Source organism: Variovorax sp. PAMC 28711 (assembly GCF_001577265.1).
Lineage (GTDB): Bacteria > Pseudomonadota > Gammaproteobacteria > Burkholderiales > Burkholderiaceae_C > Variovorax.
Window position 1 is genome coordinate 3,986,901 of sequence record NZ_CP014517.1, and the last position, 15,462, is coordinate 4,002,362.

Here is a 15,462-nt window from a genome sequence, read left to right on the forward strand (position 1 = left end):
CATGCGGCCCGCCGCGCCCGCTGCCCCCGGCTTGGGCCGCTCGCGCCGCCTCGTCGTGATGCTGGTCTGGCTGCTGGCGATGGCGGCCGGCATCGCGTGGATCGCACGCTCGCCATTCAGCGCCGACCTGTCGGCCTTTCTGCCGCAAAGCCCCGACGCACGCCAGCGCGTGCTGATCGACCAGCTGCAAAGCGGCGTCGCGTCGCGCACCATCCTGATCGGCATCGAAGGCGGCGCGGATGCGGCGCAGCGCGCGACCGTCTCGCGTGCCGTGGCCGGCGCCATGCGCAGCAGCGGCATGTTCGAGCAGGTGCAGAACGGCGATGCCGCCGACTGGACCGCCGCCGGCACCTGGATCTTCGAGCACCGCTACGGCTTGTCGTCCGCCGTCGGGCCCGACCGCTTCACCGTCGACGGCTTGCGCGACGCCATCGTCGACACGCTGTCGCTGCTCGGCACGCCGGCCGGCAATCTGGTCAAGCCCTTGCTGGATCGCGATCCGACCGGCGAGACGCAGCACATCGCCGAAGGGCTCATCCCGGCCAGTGCGCCTCGCACGGAAGAGGGCGTCTGGGCGTCGCGCACCGCGCCGCGCGCCATGCTGCTCGCCACCACGAAGTCGGCCGGCAGCGACCTCGACACGCTGGCTTCTGCGATTGCTCGAATCCAGAGCGCATACGACACGGCAACCAGGGACATGGGCGCCGGCGCACCGAAATTGCTGATGAGCGGCTCGCCGGTGTTTTCGGTGCAGAGCCGCGACCAGATCAAGCGCGAGGCGACGCACCTCGCCGCCGTCGGCGGCCTCGTGATGGGCGGCTTGCTGCTGCTCGCCTTCGCCTCGCCGCGCGCCCTCGTGCTGGCGTTCCTGCCGGTCGCGACCGGCGTGGTGGGCGGTACGGCCGCCGTCAGCCTGGCGTTCGGCAGCGTGCACGGCCTCACGCTCGGATTCGGCAGCACGCTGATCGGCGAGACGGTCGACTACGCCATTTATTACCTCATCCAGGCGCGCGGCGCCGCCGTGCCCGGCACGGGCTGGAAACGCTGGCGCGACCTCAACTGGCCGACGGTTCGCCTCGGCCTGCTGACCTCCGTCTGCGGCTTCGCGGCGCTGCTGTTCTCCGGCTTCCCGGGCCTGGCGCAGCTCGGCGTGTTCTCCATCGCCGGACTGGTGTCGGCGGCCTTCGCCACGCGTTACGTGTTGCCGGTGCTGGCACCCGATGGCGCCACCGGGACGGGCATGCGCCGCCACATGGCGCGCGCCGCCGGTGCCATCGTGCGAGGCTTGCCGCGACTGCGGCTGCCGCTGCTCGCGCTCGGCGTGGCGGCGCTGGCCCTGGTGCTATGGCAAGGCGCCCACCTGTGGCGCGCCAACCTGAGCGCCATGAGCCCGGTGCCGAAGTCGGCGCAATTGATGGACGAGCAACTGCGCGCCGACATCGGTGCCAGCGACGCGAGCACGCTGGTCGTGGTGCAGGGCCCCGACATCGAGACGGTGCTGCGCAACACCGAAGCCGCCGGCGCGCGGCTCGAGAAGCTGGTCGACAGCGGCGACCTCACCGGGTTCGAGACGGTCACCCGCTTCCTGCCGAGCGAGGCCGCGCAGAAGGCGCGTCTCGCGAGCCTGCCCGACACTGCGACACTGCGCGCCCGGCTGGCCGAAGCCACGGCGGGCACGCCCTTGCCGGCGAGCCGGCTCGAGCCTTTCATCGCCGACGTCGACAAGGCGCGCAGCCAGCCCATCGTGCGGCATGCCGAGCTCTCGGCCGGGCCGCTCGGGCCGGTCATCAATGCGCTCATGTACCAGCGCAGCGGCGGCGGGTGGGGTGCGCTGATCGCCTTGCATCCCGGCGCAACGTTCGACGCGGCGAAGCTCGAGGCTGCGATGGCCGGCGTGCCCGATGTGCAGGTGGTCGATGTGGGCCGCGAACTCGGATCGCTCTACGACCGCTATCTGCAACAAGCCTTTTTGCAGGCAATGCTCGGCGCGCTCGCGGTGGTGGTGTTGCTCGCCATCTACCTGCGCTCGGGCCGTCGCTTGCTGGCCGTGTGCCAGCCGCTCGTGTTCGCCGTCGTGCTGACGCTCGGCGGTCTTGCGCTGCTGCAGGCCGCGCTGGGCATCCTGCACCTGGTCGGCCTGCTGCTGGTGGTGGCGGTCGGTTCCAACTACGCGCTCTTCTTCGACCAGTTGCAGGAGACCGGGCGTGCCGACGAAGACACGCTGGCGTCGCTCATGCTGGCCAACCTGACGACCGTGGTGTCGTTCGGATTGATCGCGATTTCCGACATCCCGGCGCTCTCGGCCATCGGCCGCGTGGTGGCACCGGGCGCGTTGCTCGCAATGCTTCTGGCCGCTGCCTTCGCGCGCGGCGCCTCGGGTGTGCAAGGCACGCCGCCGACACGGACCTGATGGGAAAATCCAGCGGATGTCTTCTGCCGTTCTGAACACCGAATCGCGTCCGTGGCCGGTCGTGCAAGCCAGCATCGGCCTGCATGTCGCGGCGGTCGGCGCGGGGCTGCTCATTCCTGGCGCGGTGCCCTGGGCGATCGGCGCCGTGGTGCTGAACCATGCCGCCATCGCCGCTGCCGGCCTGACGCCACGCAGCAGCGTTCTCGGCCCCAACATGACGCGGCTGCCGCTCGCGGCCGCGGCCCGCCGCGAGATCGCCATCACCATCGACGACGGCCCCGATCCGGAGGTCACGCCGCAGGTGCTCGATGTGCTCGATGCGCATGGCCAGCGCGCCACCTTCTTCTGCATCGCCGACCGGGTGAGGGCGCATCCGGCGCTGGCGCGCGAGATCGTGGCGCGCGGCCACAGCGTGCAGAACCACACGGCGCGGCATCGGCACAACTTTTCCCTGCTCGGCCCGCGCGGGTTCCTGCGCGAGATTTCGCAGGCGCAGGAGGTGCTGACCGACATCACCGGCGAGCGGCCGACCTGTTTCCGTGCGCCCGCGGGCCTGCGCAACCCGTTCCTCGAACCGGTGCTGCGCCGTCTTGGCCTGTCGCTGGTGACCTGGACGCGGCGCGGTTTCGACACGCGCGAGAACGATCCGGCCAAGGTGCTGGCGCGGCTCACGCAAGGCCTGGCGGCGCGCGACATTCTCCTGCTGCACGACGGCCACGCGGCACGCACCGCCAGCGGCCGGCCGGTCATCGTCGAGGTGCTTCCGCTGTTGCTTCAACGTCTGCGCGCCGACACGCTGCGCGCGGTCACCCTGCCCGAAGGAATGAAAGAGACATGAGCGCCGTTCTCACGACCCCCGACGCTGCCTGGCGCGAACTGCACGATGCGGCCACGCTGCCGTACAAGCAGGCCGGCAGCTTCGCCTGGCATTTCGCGCGGGGCAAGCTCGGGCGCGACCCGGTCTTTCGCGGTCTCATCGAGCGCGGGTTGATCGGCCCGCAGCACTGCCGTGTGGTCGACATCGGTTGCGGCCAGGGTCTCTTCGCGAGCCTGCTCGCATCGATGAGCGCAATGCAGAAGGGCGGGCGCTGGCCCGCTGCATGGCGTGCCACGCCGACGGCAGCCGAATACACCGGCATCGAACTGATGCCCAAGGACATCGCCCGCGCCGAGGCGTCGATCGGCCACCTGAAACCCGCGCCGAAGATGGTGTGCGGCGACATGTGCAGCGCCGCGTTGCCGCCTTGCGACCTGGTCGTCATCCTCGACGTGCTGCACTACGTCGACATCGCGGCGCAAGACGGCGTGCTGCGCCGCGTGCGCAATGCGCTGCAGCCCGACGGTCGGCTGCTGTTGCGCGTCGGCGACGCATCGAGCCGGCGCGGTTTCGCGATCAGCCAGTGGGTCGACCGCACCGTGACGCGCATCCGCGGCCACAAAGTGTCGCCGACCTGGGGGCGCACGCTGGCCGAATGGACCACCACGCTGCAAGGCATGGGGTTTCGCGTCGAAAGCATTCCGATGAGCGAAGGCACGCCGTTCGCCAACGTGCTGCTCGTGGCCGATCTCGGCGCTGCCGCATGACGCCGCAGACCCTCGATCGTGCCGGCATCGAGCGGCGCATTCCGCATACCGGCAGCATGTGTCTGCTCGACCGCCTCGAAAGCTGGGACGCCGACGCGATCCATTGCACGACCCGCACGCACACCCACCCGGACAACCCGCTGCGCACCGCCGGTGGCTTGCTCGCGCCGAACGCCATCGAATACGCGGCGCAGGCGATGGCGCTGCACGGCGGCATGCTGGCGGCGGAGGGCAGCACGCCATCGGCCGGCTTTCTGGCCAGCGCGCGCAACGTCCGCCTGTCGGTGGCGCGGCTCGACGACATCGACGGCGCGCTGCAGGTGCATGCGCGGCGTTTGTCGGGCGATGCCACGCAGGTCCTCTACGAATTCGCGCTCCGCGACGCGCGCGACCAGCCGGTGGCCGAAGGCCGCGCGGTGGTCGTGCTCAACACCCCCTTGACCCTGGAACCTGTCGCATGACCACGCTCGAAGGCAAACGCGCATTGATCACCGGCGCCAGCGGATCGCTGGGCGCCGCCATCGCCCGACGGCTGGCGCGCGACGGCGCGACGGTCCTGCTCCATGCGAATTCGCGGCCCGAGTCGGTCGAAGCGCTGGCCGCCGAGATCGTCGCCGCGGGCGGTCGCGCCGAGTGTGTGCTGTTCGATCTGCGCAGCGACGAGGCTTCTGCCGCGGCGTGCGCGCGCATGCTCGAAGCCGGCCCGGTGCAGGTCATCGTGAACAACGCCGGCGTGCACGACGACGCCGTGCTGCCGGGCATGCGCCCCGAGCAATGGCACAAGGTGATCGACATTTCGCTCAACGGTTTTTTCCGGGTGACGCAGCCGCTGCTGCTCCCGATGCTGCGCACCCGCTGGGGCCGCATCCTGAACATTTCGTCGGTCGCTTCGCTCACAGGCAACAAGGGCCAGGTCAACTATGCCGCTGCGAAGGGCGCGCTCAACAGCGCGACGAAGGCGCTGTCGCTCGAAGTGGCGGCGCGCGGCGTGACGGTCAACGCCATCGCGCCGGGAATCATCGCGTCGCCGATGGCCGATGCGGTGTTCGATCCGGCCATGATCCACCAGATGGTCCCGGCCAAGCGGGCCGGAACGCCTGAAGAAGTGGCGTCGCTCGCCGGCTTTCTCGCGAGCGCCGAAGCGGCCTACATCACCGGGCAAGTGATTTCGATCAACGGCGGAATGATCTGAAGACCGGACTCAGGGTCGTTGAAAAAGCAACGCCGAGTTCGTCCCGCCGAACGCAAAAGAGCTGCTGATCGCCGCTTCCAGCTGAGGCGCTGTTTCGCCCGCTTGCAGCACCAGGTTCAACGCGCAGGCCGGGTCGACCGACACGCAGTTCGCGTTCGGCGGCAGGCGGCGTTGCGACAGCGCCATGACCGTGATCACCGCCTCGAGCGCGCCCGCGGCACCCAGCAGATGACCGTGGAGCGCCTTGGTCGAACTCACGCGCAGGCGATCGATGTCGGCACCCCAGACGTCGGCCAATGCATCGCGCTCGACGACATCGCCGATGCGCGTTGCGGTGCCGTGTGCGTTGCAGTAGCCCACATCGCGCGGGCTCAACCCCGCGTGGCGCAGCGCCTGGCGCAGCGCGCGGACCTGGCCTGCGACATCGGGCTTGGTCAGGTGGGTGGCGTCGCAGCTGCTGCCCCAGCCGGACAGCAGGGCGTGGACGCGGGCACCACGGGCGCGAGCGCGGTCCGCGGATTCGAGGATCAGGAAGGCAGCGCCTTCACCCAGCGCGAAACCGCTGCGATCGCTGGCGAACGGCCGCACGGCGCGGGCGGCCTCGCCGGGCTCGAAGCCGGCGAGCGTTTGCATGGCCTGCCAGGCCAGCATGACGCCAGGCACGATCAGGGATTCGCTGCCGCCCGCGATCGCGATGTCCACATCGCCGCGCTGCACCGCCTTGGCCGCTTCGGCGATCGCCAGCGACGACGAGGCGCACGCCACCGAGTAGGTGAGCACCGGCCCGTGCACGCCCTGGCGCATCGCGACGTGTGATGCGGGTGCGTTGGGCATGAAGGCAGGAATCGTCAGCGGCGGGACGCGGCCGTTGCCGCGGTAGGCCGCTTCCAGCGCTGCGGCGCCGCCCATGCCGCAACCGGCATACACGCCGATGCGCTCGGGGTCGGCGGTACCGGCGGCGCGGGCGTTCGTCATGGCGAGATCGGCCGCAGCCACCGCCAACTGGCTGACGCGGTCGACGCCCGCGAGCTGAAGTTTGGTGAACCAGCGCAGCGGATCGAACGCGACCGTGGCAGCGGCGGCTGGCTTCGGAAGATCGGGAAACACCGGCGACACGGCGGACTCCGCTGCCATCAAGCGCTCGAAAAGCGCTTCGACCTGATCGCCGTGGGGTGCCATCACCCCGAGGCCGGTGACGGCGACCGGGCTCACGCTGTCTTCGCGGCCCGCACCTTGTCGACCAGCGCGGCGAGTTCGCCGAGCGTGTCGATGTTCGGGTTGTCGTCGGGCAACACGATGTGGAAATGGTCTTCGATGGCGAAGACGAATTCGGCGATGGACAAGGAGTCAAAGCCCTTTTCACGCATCGAAACGTCCGGGTCCAGCGAGGCGGCTTCGAGGCCGTACTTTTCCTGGATCAGGTCCTGCAATTCTTTCAGCGAACTCATGGCGTGTTGTGCGTTGTCGCGCCCGGTGAGGGGTCGGCTTCTGTTGGGTTGACGATCGATGATAGCTGCAGGGGCTTCGGGCGCCAGTGCAAGGACGCCCACGCAAATACGATGCCGAGCACGCTGCCGGCCACCACGTCGAGCACCACGTGCTGCTTGATCGCGAGGGTCGACCACACGATCGCAGCGAACCAGAGGACGTTCAGCCACCGGAACGCCGCAGGCGAGCCGGTCTCGCGAAAGAGCGACTCGAGATGGATGAGCGTGAACATCGCAATCGCCACGTGCATGGAAGGGAAGGCATTGCCCGCCGCGTCCACGCCCTGCAGCGTCGCGAAGCCCGGAAAGCCCGACACGTCGAGGGTCAACGGCATGACGGCCGTCGGCCAGAAATAGAAAACCGCAAGCCCGACCGCGGACATGGCAGAGGCCCACAGACCGTAAACGAGCAGTTCGATGAAGGTGCGCTGCAGCCCGGGCGCGACACCGACGTAGAACCACAGCGAGAGATAGGCATAGAGCAATTGCGGCTGGAACGGAATCCAGAGATCGAGCGCGGTCAGCGGCATGACCAGCGGCGGCTCTGCTGGGTTGCGCAGCAGATAGAAATAGCCGATGAAAAAGAGCCAGATGAAGGCCGTGGTCCCGACCAGTTTCAGCAGGAAGAGATGTCGCATCCGCTGGCCGATGTCCGTCCGCCAGTCCGGCGCCGTCTGCAAGGTGTTCACCATGCCGGTCTCAGCGCTGGAAGGGCGGTTGCCCGCGCAGCCGGCGCCAGGCCAGCAGCGGGAGCCGCAGCACGAACTCGATCATCAGTCGTGCGTGCATCCAGGTCAGGAGCACGTTGTCGCGCCCATACCGAAAGTGCGAGACACCGCCTTCGTCGGCGGTCAGGTATTTCACCGGCGCGTCGATGTTGACCGGCTTGACGCCACGCCAGGCGAGCCGAACGACGGCTTCGGTGTCGAAGTCGAAGCGGCGCATCCAGGGCTGGCGCGCCATGACTGCGATGAGATGAGACACCGGATAAACCCGAAAACCGTAGAGCGAATCACCGATGCCGGCGAACAGCGTTTCGAGTTGCGTCCAGCCGTTCGACACGCGCCGGCCGCGCACCCGCAGCATCGGCGCGCTGGCGTCGAACACCGGGCGCCCGAGCACCATCGTCTCCGGACGCGCCTGTGACGCGGCCATGAAAGCCGGGATCAGGTCGGCCGGGTGCTGGCCGTCCGAATCCATCGTGAGCGCATGCGTGAAGCCTGCCGCTTGCGCTGCTCGCAGTCCGTGCAGCACGGCCGCCCCCTTGCCCTGGTTTTGCGGAAGGACGTGGACATGCAGGCCGGGGTCGGCATCGGCCATGCGCTGCAGGCGCTCGCCGGTTCCGTCGGTGCTGCCGTCGATCACGACCCACACCGGATTCCACTGGGCACGTGCCCCACTGACGGTCGAAAAGAGGCGTTCGCCGGCGTTGTAGCTTGGGATCAGGACAAGGTGGGTGCGCGAGGCGTCTGGCATTCGGCGGGCGCGTCGGAGGCGCGCGGTTCCATGTGTTGGCGGAAGTAGCTTTCGAGCGTCGAGAGCAGGGCGTCGCTGTCGGTCACCGGATCGAAGCGCTCACCCAGTCGGAGCTTGAAAACGATCGGCAGCGGCGGCACGCGCCACAGCGGCCAGCCCTTGCCGAGATACGGCGAATCGGTGTCGATGAAGACGGTCTGGATCGGCGCCCGCGCCAGCTTGGCGATGAGGGTCACCCCTGGACGGAACGAATTGAGCCGGGGCGCCACGGTGCGCGTGCCTTCCGGGAAGATGACGAGCTGGCCGCCCCGTTTCAGGTCCTCGACCGCGAGGCGCACCATGGTGCGCGCGGAGTCGTTGCGGATGTAGCGCGCCAGGCGCGCGCCCCCGCCGAGAAAGATATTCTTCATGAGGGACGCCTTCATGATGCAGGCGCTTTTCGGCAGGTGTGCCACGAAAAGCAAGGCGTCCAGCATCGTCGGATGGTTGGCCACGAAGATCAGGCCAGGTTCGTCCCGCAGGGTATCGAGGCAGTCGGCATCGATGCGCATCATCCGGCAGGCCGAGGCCAGGTGCCAGAACACACGGTAGCCGGCCGAAATACCGGCACGGCCGAGTCGCAAACCAAAGGCCGCGGGCAAGAGCGGGTGCAGCACCATCGCGATCAGGTTCCAGCTCAGCGACATGAGACCGAGGAACAGCAGCAACGCGTAGAGCAGCAGCGCCAGCGGGAGTGTCACGAGCCATCGCAGGACACGGATCATTGCGTCACGGCCTCACGCATGCAGCCGGCCGGGTGCGAAGGCATGGGCTTCGATCTCGACGAGGAGGTCGCTGCGGCAGATGTCGGCTTGGAGCACGACCGCATGGCGCACGAAGCGCGATGGCGCGCCGACCACTTCATCGATGACCGACATCACGGCCGCGACATCGTGTGGGTGACGCACGTAGACGACGCAGTCCAGCGCGTCCACTGAAAAGCGGGTGCCGCCGGTCGCGTTGGCGGCCGCGACCAATGCGTCGAGGTTGCGCAACGTCTCGCGAGTTTGCGCGTGCACATCGCCGGCGTGCAGCGTTTCATGGCCGACGATGCTGGCGGTGCCCGAAACGAACAGCGCGACCTCGTCGCCCACGTCCGCCAGCGCAGCGCGCGAAAACGTCGGCGCACGCGGGCCGTAGGTGTCCGGATAGCGGTAGGCCGACACCTGCCGCGGGTTCTCGACCGGCACCGGCGCTTGCCGACCTGCCAGAAAGCGGATGCACAACCCGCCTTCGCGCACCCCGAGCGCGCAGGCCGCCGGCGCGCCATCGAAAGCCGCTTGACCGGCGTCGACGAACGCTTGCTGGCGACCCTGATTGAACTGGCGATAACGCTCGAGCCCACCGCCGTCGGCGTTGATCTGCGGGAGGTAGTTCCAGATGCGCAACAGATGCGGGATGCGCACGGCGTCGAGCGTGCGAAACAGGTCGCGGTACGCGCGCTCTGCCAGTTCGCCCAGATCGCGCGCGTCGGCCTTCGTTTCATCGAGCTCGATGGAACCCCACAGCCAGGTGCCATCGCTGCGCCAGTTCACGGCGCCGGTGCTGCCGACCGTGATCTCAGCGTGGGTGTTGCCGTGCCAGAAATCGACCACCGGGTCGCCGGCCCCCAGCACGCGGGTGTCGACGGTCGAGAGCCAGGGCGGCGCTCCAGGCACCTGGCCGTAACAGAGCGCGGCGAGCGGCGCGGGTTCACGGGCTGCCAACCGCACGCCATCGACCAGCGACACCCGTTCGACCCGCAGGCACGATGCGGTCACTGGAATGCGCGAATTGCCGGACACCGGCACCGTCACCGGGCCTCAGCGGTGGGGGAAGCGACGGCGGAGGTTTTGGCGGGATGGCTCATGGCGCTGGATTATCCCCAAAAGCACTCCCGATCCAGCCGCAGCGCGCCCGGCGTTGCGCGCGACGGACAGTAAACTCTAACGCTTGCTTTGAACCCCGAAGCTTGCTTAGCAAACACACGAGAGCGAGAGAAAGAGCCATGGCCGGACACAGCAAATGGGCAAACATTCAGCACCGTAAGGGCAGGCAGGACGACAAGCGCGGCAAGGCGTGGACCCGTGTGATCCGCGAAATCATGGTGGCGGCGCGCTTGGGCGGCGGTGACCTGGGCATCAACCCTCGGCTGCGGCTGGCGGTCGAGAAGGCGAAAGCCGTCAACCTGCCGATCGACACCGTCAAGCGCAACATCGACAAGGCCACCGGCAACCTCGAAGGCGTGAACTACGAGGAAATTCGCTACGAGGGCTACGGCATCGGCGGCGCGGCGATCATCGTCGACACCATGACCGACAACCGCGTGCGAACCGTTGCCGAAGTGCGGCATGCGTTCAGCAAGTACGGCGGCAACATGGGCACAGAAGGCTCGGTCGCGTTTCAGTTCAAGCATTGCGGCCAGATCGTGTTCGCACCCGGCACCGACGAGGACAAGGTAATGGAAGTTGCCCTCGAAGCGGGCGCCGAAGACGTCGTGACCGACGACGACGGCGCGATCGAGGTGCTGACCGCGGTCGGCGATTTTGAAACCATCAAGAACGCACTCGAGGCTGCGGGTTTCAAGGCCGAAGTGGCCGAAGTCACCATGCGCGCCGAGAACACCGTCGACGTGGCCGGCGACGAAGCCACCCGGATGCAGAAACTGCTCGACGTTCTGGAAGACCTGGACGATGTGCAAGAAGTCTTCCACAACGCCGCGTTGTCAGAATGAAGGTCCTCGTCATCGGCAGTGGCGGCCGTGAACACGCACTCGCCTGGCGCCTGTCGCAAGCCACGCGCGTCAGCAAGATCTACGTGGCGCCGGGCAACGGCGGCACGGCGACCGATTCGCGATTTCATGGCATCGATATCACCGACCCGGTCGCATTGCGCGAGTGGGCCGCCAAGGAAAAGATCGCGCTGACCGTGGTCGGCCCCGAGGCGCCGTTGGCTGCGGGCGTGGTGGACGAATTCCGCGCCCACAACATGCGCATCTTCGGCCCGACCCAGGCGGCGGCGCAGCTGGAAAGCTCCAAGGCGTTTTCCAAGGCGTTCATGAAGCGCCACAAGATCCCGACCGCCGACTACGAAGCCTTCACCGACGCCGCGGCGGCCCACGCCTACATCGACGCCAAGGGCGCGCCGATCGTCGTCAAGGCCGACGGATTGGCGGCCGGCAAGGGCGTCGTCGTTGCGGTGACCGTGGCCGAGGCGCATGAAGCGGTCGACTTCATGCTGCTCGACAACAAGTTCGGGGTTTCGCACAACGACGGCGGTGCGCGCGTCGTCATCGAGGAATTCCTGCAGGGCGAGGAAGCCAGCTTCATCGTCATGTGCGACGGCAAGAACGTCACCGCGCTGGCGACCAGCCAGGACCACAAGCGCCTGCTCGACGGCGACCAGGGGCCGAACACGGGTGGCATGGGCGCCTATTCGCCGGCACCGGTGGTCACCGCAGAAGTGCACGCGCGCGCGATGCGAGAAATCATCCTGCCGACCATCCGCGGCATGGAAAAAGACGGCATTCCGTACACCGGCTTCCTGTACGCCGGCCTGATGATCGACGGCAAGGGCCAGGTCAAGACGCTGGAATTCAACTGCCGCATGGGCGACCCGGAAACGCAGCCGATCATGATGCGACTCAAGTCGGATCTGTTCGAAGTGTTCTGGCACGCGACCGACGGCACGCTGGACACGGTCGATCTGGAGTGGGACCGCCGCGTCGCGCTCGGCGTCGTGATGGCGGCGCACGGCTATCCGCTCGCGCCGCGCAAGGGCGACCGCGTCGACGGTATCCCGGCCGAAGCGCCGGATGCCGTCGTCTTCCATGCCGGCACCACGCTGGACGCCGGCGCGCTGCAGACCAGCGGCGGGCGGGTGTTGTGCGTGACGGTGCTGGCCGACAACGTGAAGCTCGCGCAACAACGGGCCTACGAAGTCGCGGCGCGCATCCGGTTCGACGGCGCGCAGTACCGCAAGGACATCGGGTTCCGCGCCTTGCCCGGGCGCGACGCCGGCCACTGATGCGTGCACATCCCGAAGCCGTCGGCGACTACCTGCGGGCGCTGCAGCAGCGCATCGTGGCGGCCGTGGAGAGCGCCGACGGCGGCGTGGCCGTGCGTGACGCCTGGCAAAAAGAGCCCGGCGAATGGCTGCAAGGTCATGGCCTGACGTGCATCCTCGAAGGCGGTGCGCTGTTCGAGCGTGCAGGGTGCGGCTTCTCGCAGGTGCGCGGGCCGAAGTTGCCGCCCTCGGCGACCCAGCACCGTCCCGAGCTCGCCGGTGCGCCGTTCGAGGCGATGGGCGTCTCGCTCGTCTTTCATCCGCGCAATCCGTACGTGCCGACAGTGCACATGAACGTCCGCATGATCGCTGCGCTGCCCGAGGGCGGCGATCCGGTCTGCTGGTTCGGCGGCGGCATGGACCTCACGCCGTACTACGGGTTCGCAGAAGACGCGACGCACTTCCACGGCACCTGTCGCGATGCGTTGGCGCCCTACGGTGACGACAAGTACCCGCGCTTCAAGCAGTGGTGCGACGAGTATTTCTATTTGAAGCATCGCAACGAGCAACGTGGCATCGGTGGCATCTTCTTCGATGACTTTTCGGAGTTCGATTTCGACCGCAGCTTCGACATGCTGCGATCGGTCGGCGATGCGTTCTTGCCGGCCTACCTGCCGCTGGTCGAACGCCGCCGCGATACGCCCTACGCTGAACGCGAGCGCGCGTTCCAGCTCTATCGGCGCGGCCGCTACGTCGAATTCAATCTGGTGTGGGACCGCGGCACGCACTTCGGTCTGCAGTCGGGCGGTCGCTCGGAATCCATCCTGCTGTCGATGCCGCCGCTGGCGAGCTGGGCGTACCAGCGATCGCCCGAACCCGGCACGCCCGAAGCGGCGCTCTACAGCGAGTTCATCGTGCGACGCGAATGGCTGTGAGCGCTCCGGCGCCGCGCATCGGCGTGTTCGGCGGCGCCTTCGATCCGCCGCACAACGCCCATGTGGCGCTGGCGGCCGCCGCGCTCGCGCAACTGAACCTGAGCGAACTGCGGATTTTCCCGACGGGCAGGGCCTGGCACAAGACGCGGCAGCTGACCGGCGCAGACGACCGACTCGCGATGAGCCGGCTGGCCTTCGGCGATTTGGCGGGCGTGGTCGTCGATGCGCGCGAAGTGTTGCGCGACGGCCCGACCTACACGCTCGACACGCTGCGCGAATTGCAGGCCGAAAATCCCACCGCACGACTCGTGCTGGTCATGGGTGCCGACCAGGCCACGGCGCTGCCGAGCTGGCACGGCTGGCAGGTTATACTCTCCATTGCTATCATTTCTGTAGCGCATCGCGCAATGCAGACGGGCGCCACAGCCCGATTTGATCCAGCAAGCTTGCCCGGCCTCCCGACCGGCGCGCAGTTCGAGGGCCTCGAACTGCCGGCCATGGACACCAGTGCCACCGACATTCGCCAGCGCGTCGCGCGCGGTGAGGACGTTTCCGCGCTGGTTCCGCCCGCCGTTGCACGCTATATTGACCAACACTTCCTCTACCGCCCCGCCTGATGACCACTGAAGCCGCCGCCAAAAAAGACATCCAGAAACTCCAGCGAGCCATCATCGACGGGCTCGAAGACGTCAAGGCGCAGGACATTCAGGTTTTCGACACGGAGCATCTGTCGCCGCTCTTCGAGCGCGTGATCGTGGCGTCGGGCACGTCGAATCGGCAGACCAAGGCGCTGGCCTCCAGCGTGCGCGATGCGGTGCGCGAAGCGGGCTTCGGCAAGCCGCGCATCGAGGGCGAAGACAACGGCGAATGGATCATCGTGGACTGCGGCGCCGCGGTGGCGCACATCATGCAACCGGCGATTCGCCAGTACTACCACCTCGAAGAAATCTGGGGAGACAAGCCGGTGCGGACCAAGTTGGGCGGCAGCAAGCCGGCCACCGCCAGCAAGGCGCCAGCGGAAGAAGGCAAGAAGCCCGCAGCCAAGACGGAAACCACATTGCGCCGTTCGAGTGCCGCCAAGACGGCGATCCGCGCTGCCGAACAAGAAGCGCGCGATGCCAAGGCCAAGCCGGCCCGCAAAGCGCCCGCGCGCAAGACGACGGGCGCCACGCGCACGCCGGTCAAGGTGGTGGGCAAGCCGGCCGCGAAGAAGGTGGCTGCGAAGTCGGCTGCACGGCCCGCGGCCAAGAAGCCTGCACGCAAGGTCGCCCCGAAGAAAGCATGAAGCTGCTGGTGGTCGCGGTCGGGCAACGCATGCCCGACTGGGCGCAGACCGCCTGGGACGATTACGCCAAGCGTTTTCCGCCCGAACTCAAGCTCGAACTGCGGGCGGTCAAGACCGAGCCGCGGGGTTCCAAGTCACTCGAAACGCTGTACGCCGCCGAGCGCGATCGCATCCAGGCGGCCATCGCCAAGGGCATGCGCATCGTGGCGCTCGACGAGCGGGGCACCGCACTCACCACCAAGGCGCTGGCAGCACGCCTGCAGGCCTGGCAAGGCGAGGGCGATGACGTCGCCCTGGTCATCGGCGGGCCGGATGGGCTCGACCCTGCTTTCAAGGCCGCCGCGCACGAGCGCATCCGGCTTTCCGACCTGACCCTGCCGCACGCCATGGCGCGCGTGCTGCTGGTCGAGCAGCTCTACCGCGCGTGGTCCGTGAACGCCGGCCATCCGTACCACCGCGAATGAGCCACTTTTTCATCTACCTCGCGTCGCAGAGCCCGCGGCGCGCGCAGTTGCTCGGCCAGCTCGGCGTGCGACATGAACTGCTGCTCGCAGGTCCGGACGAAGACGCTGAGGCGCTCGAAATCGTCGCGCCGGGCGAGGCGCCGGCGGCGTACGTGCAGCGCGTCACGGCACTCAAGCTCGACGCCGCGGTCGCGCGGCATCGGCGGCTGGGCCTGCCGCCGGCGCCGATCCTGTGTGCCGACACCACCGTCGCCATGGGCCGCACCATTTTCGGAAAACCCGACGACGCGCGTGACGCCGAACGCATGCTCGCGCTGCTCGCGGGCAGGACGCACCGCGTGTTGACGGCAGTGGCCGTGCAGAACGGGCGCCGGCGCCATGTCGCCTTGGGCGTTTCGCGCGTGCGCTTTGCACCGCTCACCCGGGCGCAAATCGCCCGCTACGTCGCGGACGGCGAGCCGCTCGGCAAGGCCGGCGCGTATGGCATCCAGGGCGCAGCAGCGGCCTTCATCGAGCACATCAGCGGCTCCTATTCGGGCATCATGGGCCTTCCGATGTTCGAGACCGCAACGCTGTTGCGCCGCGCCGGATTCAAGACCTAGGCGC

Annotated in this window: 18 protein-coding genes; 12 read left to right on the top strand and 6 right to left on the bottom strand. The window is 68.1% G+C overall.

The genetic code is table 11. The features are described from left to right. Position 1: 1 nt before the first annotated feature. Genes AX767_RS19220 through fabG form a run of 5 tightly spaced genes read left to right on the top strand, consistent with a single transcriptional unit; the run spans position 2 to position 5,186 of the window. Positions 2–2,410 carry an MMPL family transporter gene (locus tag AX767_RS19220; RefSeq protein WP_068632784.1) on the top strand — a complete coding sequence of 803 codons (2,409 nt, stop codon included), beginning with the start codon at positions 2–4 and terminating at the stop codon, positions 2,408–2,410. Between the two features lie 16 nt (positions 2,411–2,426). Further along, a complete protein-coding gene (locus AX767_RS19225; protein ID WP_068632785.1) occupies positions 2,427–3,248 on the top strand; it encodes a polysaccharide deacetylase family protein in 822 nt (273 codons plus the stop codon). Next, positions 3,245–3,994 (top strand): class I SAM-dependent methyltransferase, encoded by a 750-nt coding sequence (locus AX767_RS19230; protein ID WP_068632786.1) that lies wholly within the window; start codon positions 3,245–3,247, stop codon positions 3,992–3,994. The genes AX767_RS19225 and AX767_RS19230 overlap by 4 nt, the downstream gene beginning before the upstream one ends. Further along, the gene (locus AX767_RS19235) at positions 3,991–4,455 is read left to right on the top strand and encodes a hydroxymyristoyl-ACP dehydratase (RefSeq protein ID WP_068632787.1); all 465 of its coding nucleotides are present in this window, start codon (positions 3,991–3,993) and stop codon (positions 4,453–4,455) included. Before AX767_RS19230 ends, AX767_RS19235 begins: the two co-directional genes overlap by 4 nt. Further along, positions 4,452–5,186 carry a 3-oxoacyl-ACP reductase FabG gene (gene fabG / locus AX767_RS19240; RefSeq protein ID WP_068632788.1) on the top strand — a complete coding sequence of 245 codons (735 nt, stop codon included), beginning with the start codon at positions 4,452–4,454 and terminating at the stop codon, positions 5,184–5,186. The genes AX767_RS19235 and fabG overlap by 4 nt, the downstream gene beginning before the upstream one ends. A 9-nt stretch (positions 5,187–5,195) precedes the next feature. Here the strand turns inward: fabG and AX767_RS19245 are convergent, their stop codons facing one another. From AX767_RS19245 to AX767_RS19270, 6 genes are read right to left on the bottom strand one after another with little or no spacing between them, the layout of a single operon-like run. Continuing rightward, the gene (locus AX767_RS19245; RefSeq protein ID WP_237288496.1) at positions 5,196–6,398 is read right to left on the bottom strand and encodes a beta-ketoacyl-[acyl-carrier-protein] synthase family protein; all 1,203 of its coding nucleotides are present in this window, start codon (positions 6,396–6,398) and stop codon (positions 5,196–5,198) included. Next, a complete protein-coding gene (locus AX767_RS19250) occupies positions 6,395–6,634 on the bottom strand; it encodes an acyl carrier protein (protein WP_068632789.1) in 240 nt (79 codons plus the stop codon). The genes AX767_RS19245 and AX767_RS19250 overlap by 4 nt, the downstream gene beginning before the upstream one ends. After that, positions 6,631–7,365: a phosphatase PAP2 family protein gene (locus AX767_RS19255; RefSeq protein ID WP_068632790.1), complete on the bottom strand. Its 735-nt coding sequence runs from the start codon at positions 7,363–7,365 to the stop codon at positions 6,631–6,633. The genes AX767_RS19250 and AX767_RS19255 overlap by 4 nt, the downstream gene beginning before the upstream one ends. A gap of 7 nt (positions 7,366–7,372) precedes the next feature. Next, on the bottom strand, positions 7,373–8,149 hold the full coding sequence (locus tag AX767_RS19260; RefSeq protein ID WP_068632791.1) for a glycosyltransferase family 2 protein: 777 nt from the start codon (positions 8,147–8,149) through the stop codon (positions 7,373–7,375). Next, entirely contained in the window at positions 8,116–8,913 is a 798-nt protein-coding gene (locus AX767_RS19265) for a lysophospholipid acyltransferase family protein (RefSeq protein WP_068632792.1), read from the bottom strand. The genes AX767_RS19260 and AX767_RS19265 overlap by 34 nt, the downstream gene beginning before the upstream one ends. 12 nt (positions 8,914–8,925) lie before the next feature. Beyond that, positions 8,926–9,948 (bottom strand): chorismate transformation enzyme, FkbO/Hyg5 family, encoded by a 1,023-nt coding sequence (locus AX767_RS19270; protein ID WP_237288497.1) that lies wholly within the window; start codon positions 9,946–9,948, stop codon positions 8,926–8,928. A 227-nt stretch (positions 9,949–10,175) separates the two neighbouring features. Between AX767_RS19270 and AX767_RS19275 the strand changes: the two genes are divergently transcribed. From AX767_RS19275 to AX767_RS19305, 7 genes are read left to right on the top strand one after another with little or no spacing between them, the layout of a single operon-like run. Further along, on the top strand, positions 10,176–10,901 hold the full coding sequence (locus AX767_RS19275) for a YebC/PmpR family DNA-binding transcriptional regulator (protein ID WP_068632793.1): 726 nt from the start codon (positions 10,176–10,178) through the stop codon (positions 10,899–10,901). Beyond that, positions 10,898–12,193 carry a phosphoribosylamine--glycine ligase gene (purD, locus tag AX767_RS19280; protein ID WP_068632794.1) on the top strand — a complete coding sequence of 432 codons (1,296 nt, stop codon included), beginning with the start codon at positions 10,898–10,900 and terminating at the stop codon, positions 12,191–12,193. The genes AX767_RS19275 and purD overlap by 4 nt, the downstream gene beginning before the upstream one ends. Next, on the top strand, positions 12,193–13,107 hold the full coding sequence (gene hemF / locus AX767_RS19285; RefSeq protein WP_443082755.1) for an oxygen-dependent coproporphyrinogen oxidase: 915 nt from the start codon (positions 12,193–12,195) through the stop codon (positions 13,105–13,107). Before purD ends, hemF begins: the two co-directional genes overlap by 1 nt. After that, positions 13,098–13,724 (top strand): nicotinate (nicotinamide) nucleotide adenylyltransferase, encoded by a 627-nt coding sequence (gene nadD, locus AX767_RS19290; RefSeq protein WP_068632795.1) that lies wholly within the window; start codon positions 13,098–13,100, stop codon positions 13,722–13,724. The genes hemF and nadD overlap by 10 nt, the downstream gene beginning before the upstream one ends. Continuing rightward, positions 13,724–14,392 carry a ribosome silencing factor gene (gene rsfS, locus AX767_RS19295; protein WP_068632796.1) on the top strand — a complete coding sequence of 223 codons (669 nt, stop codon included), beginning with the start codon at positions 13,724–13,726 and terminating at the stop codon, positions 14,390–14,392. Before nadD ends, rsfS begins: the two co-directional genes overlap by 1 nt. Further along, entirely contained in the window at positions 14,389–14,856 is a 468-nt protein-coding gene (gene rlmH, locus AX767_RS19300; RefSeq protein WP_068632797.1) for a 23S rRNA (pseudouridine(1915)-N(3))-methyltransferase RlmH, read from the top strand. Before rsfS ends, rlmH begins: the two co-directional genes overlap by 4 nt. After that, positions 14,853–15,458, top strand: a complete 606-nt coding sequence (locus AX767_RS19305; protein ID WP_068632798.1) for a Maf family protein — start codon at positions 14,853–14,855, stop codon at positions 15,456–15,458. Before rlmH ends, AX767_RS19305 begins: the two co-directional genes overlap by 4 nt. The last annotated feature ends 4 nt before the right edge of the window (positions 15,459–15,462 follow it).